Below are 8,555 nucleotides of genomic sequence, written 5' to 3'. Positions count from 1 at the left end.
GGGTTAGGGTGGGGTAATTTGAGTAATAAGGGTGATTGGATCACTTGTGTGTACACCGTAGCCTTAATAAGGGGGGTTAGGGGGGATCTCGATAAATTCTGATAATTGCTTGATCCGATAATCAAATTACGGTAAAATTATGAACATTGATTTTATGTATATTATTTATGTCATTCAAAGTAGATATATCTTGGGAGCAAATTCAAGAATTTGTGGATGAAATTGTCTGGAAATATACTGATAAACATCTAAGCGATGTGGAAGTACAGGTACTCAAAGGAAGTTGGGAAGGGAAAAGGTATGAAGATATTGCTACAGAACTACATTTAACTACTACATATATTCAAAATGATGTTGGTGCTAAATTATGGAAAAAGCTCACAGATATTATTGGAGAACCAGTAAGTAAAAGTAATTTTCGTCAAGCACTGTATCGGGAAAGAGAAAAACTAAAAACACCACTCTTCACTATGGCAATTGCACCTGCTATCTTTAATGCACCTGCACAAGCTGAAACAAAAACTTTTAATAGACCACGTACTCGCAGTGTTGATTTAGACTGGTGTTTGACTTGGGATGCTAATTGTGGTGAACCAGCAGCTAAAGCTTTTTGTTGATCTAAAGGCTTTAAACTAGCTACAGATTATGACAAGAATAGTAGAAAAGTCACAAGACCAATACGTGATAATTTTTGTAAAATAGGAGTTAACAGTGATCATTATGATGGTTTTAGCTTCATAGAATGCTCGAATACTGATGATAATTAGAAAAAACCTAGCTTAAATATCTGTGATCGCATTTCGATAACCTGATTATTGTGTGCGATCGCATTTTCACCAAAATAACAGCAAAAATGGCTGGATCAACAGTAACCCTAACTAAAAATAAATAAACCTTAAGCGATCGCACCCTATCCCCCACATCAAGCTATGATCGAATAGAGTACCAAAAATCTGTTGCCAATAAATTCTCAGCATCTACCATGACGACTTCCACACCAGAACCCAATCAACCAAACCCATCCCTTACTGATACAAATCTGGTAGAAGACCGCAGTAAGCTGAGTAAGATGTATCAGCATTATGTAGAAGTAAAAGATAAATATCCTCATGCGTTGCTGCTGTACAGAGTTGGTGATTTTTTTGAAACTTTTTTTCAAGACGCTGTAACCGTCTCCAGGGAATTAGAATTAGTTTTAACCAGTAAACATGGTGGTGAAGTCGGTCGTGTTGCCATGACAGGTGTACCTCATCACGCTTGGGAGCGCTACACAACCCAACTAGTAGAAAAAGGTTATGCTGTAGTAATTTGCGACCAAGTGGAAGACTCTGCGGACGCGATTGGTTTGGTCAAGCGAGAAGTAACGCGTATCATCACTCCAGGGACATTATTAGAAGAGGGGATGCTCAAAGCCAGTCGGAATAACTACATATCGGCTGTGGTAATTGCTGTCAATCATTGGGGTTTAGCCTACGCAGATATATCAACAGGGGAATTTCTCACATCTCAAGGTAGTGATTTAGAACACCTAACTCAAGAGTTAATGCGGTTGCAACCTTCAGAAGTCCTGTTTCCCACCAACGCCCCCGATTTAGGTAGTTTACTGCGTCCTGGGGAAACCTCCCCATCTCTTCCCCAATGTTTACCACCATCATTTTGCTATAGTTTGCGATCGCAAGTTCCCTTTTCCCAAGCCGAAGCTAGAAGTAAATTATTGCAGAAATTCAAAGTGCGATCGCTCGAAGGTTTGGGCTGTGAACATCTTCCCCTTGCAGTTCGCGCCGCAGGAGGTCTTTTAGACTACATCGAAGACACACAGAAAGCCCATCCTGTCTCCCTGCAATTATTACGCACCTATACCCTCACTGATTATTTAATCGTCGATCATCAAACCCGTCGTAACCTAGAAATTACCCAAACCGTCCGCGATGGTACATTTCACGGTTCTCTATTATGGGCTTTAGATAGAACTAGCACCGCAATGGGTAGCCGAGCTTTAAGAAGATGGTTGTTACAACCGCTACTGGAGATTAAAGGGATTAAATCCCGCCAAGATACCATCCAAGAATTAGTAGAAAATACGCCCTTACGTCAAGACCTGCGGCAGTTATTAAGACAAATTTATGATTTAGAACGGTTAACAGTCAGAGCCGCATCTGGTAGAGCCAATGCCAGGGATTTAGTCGCCTTAGCTGATTCTTTCTCCCGTTTACCCGAATTATCTCGCTTAGTTGCGGATGCCCGTTCCCCGTTCTTAAAAGCTTTGCAAAAAGTCCCACCCATCCTCGAAGAACTAGCAGAAAAATTACACGCTCACATCGTAGAATCACCACCGACTCATCTCAAAGAAGGTGGTTTAATTCGGGCGGGGATGAATCCGTTGTTGGATGAAAGAAAAGCCACTGTAGAAAGTGATCAACAATGGATTGCCAACTTAGAAGTTGATGAAAGAGCCAGAACAGGAATCCCCACTTTGAAGGTAGGATTTAATAAAACCTTTGGCTATTATATCAGTATTTCCCGCAGTAAATCCGACCAAGTTCCCGATAATTACATTCGTAGACAAACTTTAACAAATGAGGAACGTTACATCACTCCTGATTTAAAAGAACGAGAAGCACGCATCCTCACAGCGCGAGATGATTTAAATCAGTTGGAATATCAGATTTTTGAAGCATTACGCAATGAAGTGGGTTCTCAAGATGAAATCATTCGGAATATTGCCCGTGCAGTAGCCGCGTCGGATGTATTATGTGGTTTGGCAGAATTAGCTGTCCATCAAGGTTACTGTCGTCCTGAGATGGTTACAGGTCGGGAAATTGACGTAATTGATGGTCGTCACCCAGTGGTAGAACAGTCTTTACCCGCTGGTTTTTTTGTCCCTAATTCGACTTGCTTAGGGGGGAAGGAAATGAACCACGAAGGAGCGAAGGAAGCGAAGGAAGAGGAAAAGAAGAATTTATCTTCCCCTGATTTGGTGATTTTGACGGGTCCAAATGCGAGTGGTAAGAGTTGTTATTTGCGTCAAGTTGGTCTAATTCAGTTAATGGCGCAGGTGGGTAGTTTTGTGCCGGCGCGGTCTGCTAAATTGGGAGTGTGCGATCGCATTTTTACCCGTGTTGGTGCTGTAGATGATTTAGCCACAGGTCAATCTACCTTTATGGTGGAAATGAATGAAACTGCCAATATTCTAAATCATGCAACTTTGAAATCTTTGGTTTTGTTAGATGAAATTGGTCGGGGGACAGCAACTTTTGATGGTTTATCAATTGCTTGGGCTGTAGCAGAATATTTAGCAGTTGAGATTAAATCGCGGACGATTTTTGCTACCCACTATCATGAGTTAAATGAATTAGCTACAATTGTTTCCAATGTCGCAAATTATCAAGTTACAGTTAAAGAATTACCAGACCAAATCATCTTTTTACATCAAGTTCAACCCGGTGGTGCTGATAAGTCTTACGGAATAGAAGCCGGAAGATTAGCAGGTTTACCGACAGTGGTAATTCAACGGGCAAAACAGGTGATGGGACAAATCGAAAAACACAGTAAAATAGCCATGGGATTGCGTGAAGGACTTTAATATGAGGCTTCTTCGTCTAATGAAGTACAAAATTATCTGCGTTCATCTGTGTTTATCCTCTTCCATCTGCGGTTAATTCTTTCTTCATTGACTTATAGAAAAATTATCATTCCCAATCTTGAAGAGTATCACACAGAAAATTATCAGCAATTATATCATCAAATAAATAGGGGCAATTTTCAGGAAAAGTTCTTAATGGTAAATTAGTTTCTCGTAAGGCTAAATCAACTCCTGTTTCAAAAGCATCTAACATAGCTTCTGTTATCCGAGATTTTAAACTAGGGTTTTGTCTAAGATGTCTTTGAATAGCACGACGTTGTTCTCTAATTGTGAGAAACCAACTGCGAGAACGTTGTTCAGGTTGATATTCCCATTTCAATAAATGACCAATTAACACACCCAAACGACTTATCAATTCTCGATATTCATGTCTTCCCAAAGATTGAATTTCCTCTTGCAAATTTTGCCAGTCTAATTCTACAACTAGCTTTTGTTCTAAAGCTTTTGCTTGTTGTTGTGTCCAAGCATAGAAGTCTTGATTATACAAAGAAAAGTTATCCATATTCAGCGAATTTCATTTTCATTGTTAATGATATTTTAATCATATAACTTACAAAATAAGTCAGGAGTCAGAAATTTTTCAAAAAAGGATTGATTAGAATGTACTCACTTTTTCATTAATGCGACGCAATATATTAGCACCAAGAATGTAAGCATATAGACTAGCTGGCTGGAATGCGAAATTCACTCCTTTATACAGAAAGTTTTCATCTGTAATAGTTCGACTCGTTATCATAATTGGATGAGATATAGTTGGATTTTTCTTGACAAATTCTACACAGTTATCAAGTTCGGAATTTGACCTGTAGGGACGGTCACTCCACTTGACTTCAACAGCCCAAGAAGGTGACTGACTTGAGGGCTTTAAATGGACAATATCAATTTCTCCTGAATTCCAGCGTGCATAATAAAGCTCAATAGTCATATTGTGTTGCCACTGACTAAAAATAGCAGTTTCAGTCATCGCTCCCATAGCCTCAGAATCCGCATTAAGTTGTCCAAATAGCGCCGCTCGCATGGACGGATTGGTTAAATAAACCTTGAAACACACAGCCCGTTTAAATCTCTTTGCATTTTGGTCAATTCTCTCAACACGCCGAATTAAGAACGCAGCTTCAAGATATTCGAGATAACGCTTAATAGTGTTCTTGGCGACACCAGAAAATTGAGACAATCCCTCTAAATTTACTTCATTACCAGAGTTGTAAGCCAAGGTAGTAAAAAGTCTGTTTAATTCTTGAATATCACTGATACCGTAAAGACTAGGCAGATCGCGCAGTAGCACTTTATCAATAATATCACTTTTAATATACTGTCCAGGATCTTGCCGAATCGTCTCGGAAAAAACTGCTTCTGGGTATCCCCCAAAATTCAGGTAGTTAACAAACTCCTCATTAAGTGTCTCGATATTGGAGGTAGAATATTCGTACGAATAAACAGGGTTTTTATTTGGTGTAGCGGTTATAAGTTCCGTTTCTCGACCAATGAACATCAAGTATTCAGTAAAAGTTAGAGGTGGGAGAATATAATCACTGAATCGTCCAGCACCAGATTCAGCACTTTTTAATCGCAGTGCAGCAGCGGCAGATCCAGTAGCAACAAAACGGTATTCAGCAAAGGAGTCAACAAGGGATTTCAGGTGTATTTCCCAATTACGCAAGTATTGAATTTCATCGAAGAATATAAATAGCTTGGCATCACGTTTGTGATTGAATAATTCTTGAAAGTAACTAAGTATTTTTTCTAGGGGAAGTCCTGTATAAATCGGGGTTTCCAGAGAGAGATATAAAATATTTTTCTCATCAATACCAGAGTTTAAGAGTTCGCGGACACTGTGATAAACCATCACAGTCTTACCGACGCGCCTGGGTCCCATCAAAACGACTGCACGACGAACGCTTACATCTAAGATTTTCTGATGAAAAGCCTCAAAATACTTTCGCCGAAGCGTATTCTCAAAAGCAATCTTCCCCTTCTTCCCTTGTTCCCACCAGGGGTTATCAAATTGAAGACGGGATATAATATCCTTCTTTGCAATTTCCAGCATGGAGAGATATAAGATTAGTAGATTAATCTTATTTTAGATAAAAATAGCATTAAGGTCAATGGATTAATCTTAATATCTTAATTTTCATCTGCAAAACTCTAATCATCATCTGGTTCAAATTGTGCCACTGTGACAGCATTAAACGCAAAAGATAACACTAAAGGAATCGGACATTTCCACAAAAAAGTATAAATCACTGCTAAAATAGTGGTGGATATGGCAGCAAAAGCCCAGTAAATTTCCTGATTGGTTAAGCCGTTTTCTTCTTTAATTACTCTTAACACATTCATGGGAATTGGTTCTGGCATCACTCCCCCCGGAGGAAACGCCCAATAATTACCACGTCTCTCGACAAATAAATCTGTCCAGCCATTTTCTAAGCACCACGCTTCAATCCATTGAATAGAGTAATGATTTATCATATAAATACCAATTTTGTATTATTGATGTATGCTGTTCGTCAATTTTAATAACTTCAAGATTCTTAGTCAGATATAGCAGCAGTCAACAGTAAAAGACTTCTACTGGATAATTTTTCCCATAAACTTTTTACCTTATTTAAGTACATACTCGCTATAACCGTTGCTGATGATATTCAATTTCATGTCAACATTTAAATGGTTATCAAATATTTTTAGGCATCAAAAACCCCGCCCCCACGGCTACCTCTACGATCCATACATTATCAGTTTTTTTCACTACTAGACTTTAAAAGATAAAAAACTTTACTTGTCATCAAATTTAATGAATTATTGTAAATAGTAATTGGAAAAAGGAGTAATTGCCATTAACCCTCATGCAACGCCCGAATTATCAACTGTTAACTATTCATCACTAATTGGGACTCATTAACTATGTTTTGGCAAAAAGGCTTAGGATGGATTTTGGGAATTATGCTTTGGTTCATCCCACAAACAGCATTGGCAGACTGGACACATCCTTTATCATATAGTAATGCAGAGTTGTCAAGACAAGACTTTTCAGGACAAAGTTTACAAGCTGCGGAATTTTCTAACGCTAACTTGGAAATGGCTAACTTTACAGGTGCGGATTTGCGAGGAACAGTTTTCAGTGCTTCAGTCATGACAAAGGCAAATTTGCATGGAGCAGATTTAACCAATGCGATGATGAATGAGGTAAAATTAATAGGTGCTGATTTAAGTAATGCCGTTTTAATCGAAGCTCTTTTACTCCGCACTGTCTTTACAGATGTTAATATCACAGGTGCAGATTTTACAGACGCAATTCTAGATAAAGCGCAAATTAAGGAGCTATGTCAAAAAGCCAGCGGTGTAAATTCTCAAACTGGTGTAGAAACTCGTGAGTCGTTAGGATGTCAATAAAACTTGGGATAATTGGTGGTGGACAACTAGCTTGGATGATGGCAGATGCAGCGCGTAAACTGGGAGTAGAATTAATAGTCCAAACTCCTAGTCAAAATGATCCGGCTGTATCTATTGCCCAAGATAGCATTTTTGCGGCAGTTGATGATGCCGCAGCCACAGAGATTTTAGCTACAAAGTGTGATATCGTTACCTTTGAAAACGAGTTTGTGGATCTTGCTGCTTTATCACTACTAGAAAAACAGGGTGTCTGTTTTCTTCCAACCTTAGCAGCTTTAGCACCTCTGTTAGATAAATATGAACAACGGTGCTATTTACGGGATTTAGGTTTGCCAGTTCCTCAGTTTTTAGCATTATCAGGGGAAAAAGCACTAGAATCTGAGATTGAAAACTTGGGATTTCCGGTGGTTCTCAAAGCGCGAAGACATGGATATGATGGACAAGGAACTTTTATCATTCCCGATTTTCCGACCTTATCAAAAATAGTTAATCAAAGTCGTACCCAGTTTTTAGTCGAAGAATTTGTACCTTTTACCAAAGAACTGGCGATAATTGCAGCCCGTTCTGTAAATGGGGAAATTATCATCTATCCAGCGGTAGAAACTCGCCAAGAAGAACAGGTTTGTCGGTGGGTAATTGCCCCAGCTAAAATTACCCAAGAGCAAAATTTAGAAATTGAAGCGATCGCCCATAAACTATTAACTAGCCTCCAATATGTAGGAGTCTGTGGCATTGAACTATTTCTCACCGCCGCAGGTAAAATTCTAATTAATGAAATAGCACCACGCACCCATAACTCTGGACATTTTTCCCTGGATGCTTGTGAAACTTCCCAATTTGAACTACATCTGAGAGCCGTGTGTGGTTTACCATTAACCAATACTAGATTACGTTGTGCTAGTGCTGTGATGGTTAATCTGCTAGGATATGAAAGCAGCCATTGTGACTACCAGAAACAACGGCAACAACTGGCATCTATTCCCCAGGCTACTGTCCACTGGTACGGCAAAACAGCATCTCGTCCAGGACGTAAACTAGGGCATATCACCGTTCTCCTGGAGCAAGATACTCTGGATGAAGCCAAAGACACCATACACAAAATTGAATCTATCTGGTATCCCCCAGCAAAAATTTGCCAAAATTTTCCCTAAATAAATACACAAACTATTTTTCAAAGCTATAATAGGTTAGTTGCACTACGACGATTGGTGACTGCCATCAAGTTTTTTGATCTATGTCTTTAACAACAAGGGAGCTAAACAATTCTCGTGGCAGTATACCGGGCTTGTACCCGGAAACTTTAAATGAGAACCCTCAGTTCCCACCTGGTTTAACCAGGTCATAAACTTAGGTAAAACGGCGTTGTGGTGAACTAAAAATTTCAGCTTAAACAGTAGAAGCCTCTCACCTACGCTATAGGAAGGTGATGAGATGAATACGCATAAGTGACTTTATTGACCAACAAGCAAAATTGAGTATCGTAAGGAGCAGGGGAAGGGAGGTAGGTGTCTCTTATACACAA

General features: G+C 39.4%; 7 protein-coding genes and 1 other RNA gene. 5 read left to right on the top strand and 3 right to left on the bottom strand.

Annotated elements, in window-relative coordinates:
• Positions 1 to 167: 167 nt before the first annotated feature.
• Complete coding sequence (locus IQ228_RS15480) at positions 168 to 617, top strand: hypothetical protein (RefSeq protein WP_027402052.1); 450 nt, start codon at positions 168 to 170, stop codon at positions 615 to 617.
• Between the two features lie 365 nt (positions 618 to 982).
• The gene (gene mutS, locus IQ228_RS15475) at positions 983 to 3,583 is read left to right on the top strand and encodes a DNA mismatch repair protein MutS (protein ID WP_027402051.1); all 2,601 of its coding nucleotides are present in this window, start codon (positions 983 to 985) and stop codon (positions 3,581 to 3,583) included.
• 106 nt (positions 3,584 to 3,689) lie between these two features.
• Here mutS and IQ228_RS15470 read toward each other — a convergent pair whose 3' ends face one another.
• From IQ228_RS15470 to IQ228_RS15460, 3 genes are all read right to left on the bottom strand, one after another.
• Positions 3,690 to 4,145 carry a DUF29 domain-containing protein gene (locus tag IQ228_RS15470; protein ID WP_193963428.1) on the bottom strand — a complete coding sequence of 152 codons (456 nt, stop codon included), beginning with the start codon at positions 4,143 to 4,145 and terminating at the stop codon, positions 3,690 to 3,692.
• A gap of 93 nt (positions 4,146 to 4,238) precedes the next feature.
• Positions 4,239 to 5,690 carry an ATP-binding protein gene (locus IQ228_RS15465; RefSeq protein WP_193963426.1) on the bottom strand — a complete coding sequence of 484 codons (1,452 nt, stop codon included), beginning with the start codon at positions 5,688 to 5,690 and terminating at the stop codon, positions 4,239 to 4,241.
• 98 nt (positions 5,691 to 5,788) lie between these two features.
• Positions 5,789 to 6,112, bottom strand: a complete 324-nt coding sequence (locus IQ228_RS15460; RefSeq protein WP_027402048.1) for a hypothetical protein — start codon at positions 6,110 to 6,112, stop codon at positions 5,789 to 5,791.
• A gap of 432 nt (positions 6,113 to 6,544) precedes the next feature.
• Between IQ228_RS15460 and IQ228_RS15455 the strand changes: the two genes are divergently transcribed.
• From IQ228_RS15455 to ssrS, 3 genes are all read left to right on the top strand, one after another.
• Entirely contained in the window at positions 6,545 to 7,033 is a 489-nt protein-coding gene (locus IQ228_RS15455; protein ID WP_039205198.1) for a pentapeptide repeat-containing protein, read from the top strand.
• A complete protein-coding gene (locus IQ228_RS15450) occupies positions 7,024 to 8,184 on the top strand; it encodes a 5-(carboxyamino)imidazole ribonucleotide synthase (RefSeq protein ID WP_193963424.1) in 1,161 nt (386 codons plus the stop codon). Before IQ228_RS15455 ends, IQ228_RS15450 begins: the two co-directional genes overlap by 10 nt.
• Positions 8,185 to 8,223: 39 nt before the next feature.
• Positions 8,224 to 8,408, top strand: a non-coding RNA gene (ssrS, locus tag IQ228_RS15445) — 6S RNA.
• Positions 8,409 to 8,555 lie beyond the last annotated feature (147 nt).

Origin of the sequence: Dolichospermum sp. LEGE 00246 (assembly GCF_015207865.1) — a bacterium.
Classification (GTDB): Bacteria; Cyanobacteriota; Cyanobacteriia; order Cyanobacteriales; family Nostocaceae; genus Dolichospermum; species Dolichospermum heterosporum.
Note: the sequence above shows the minus strand (reverse complement) of the source record. Positions and strands in the feature narration are given on the sequence as shown.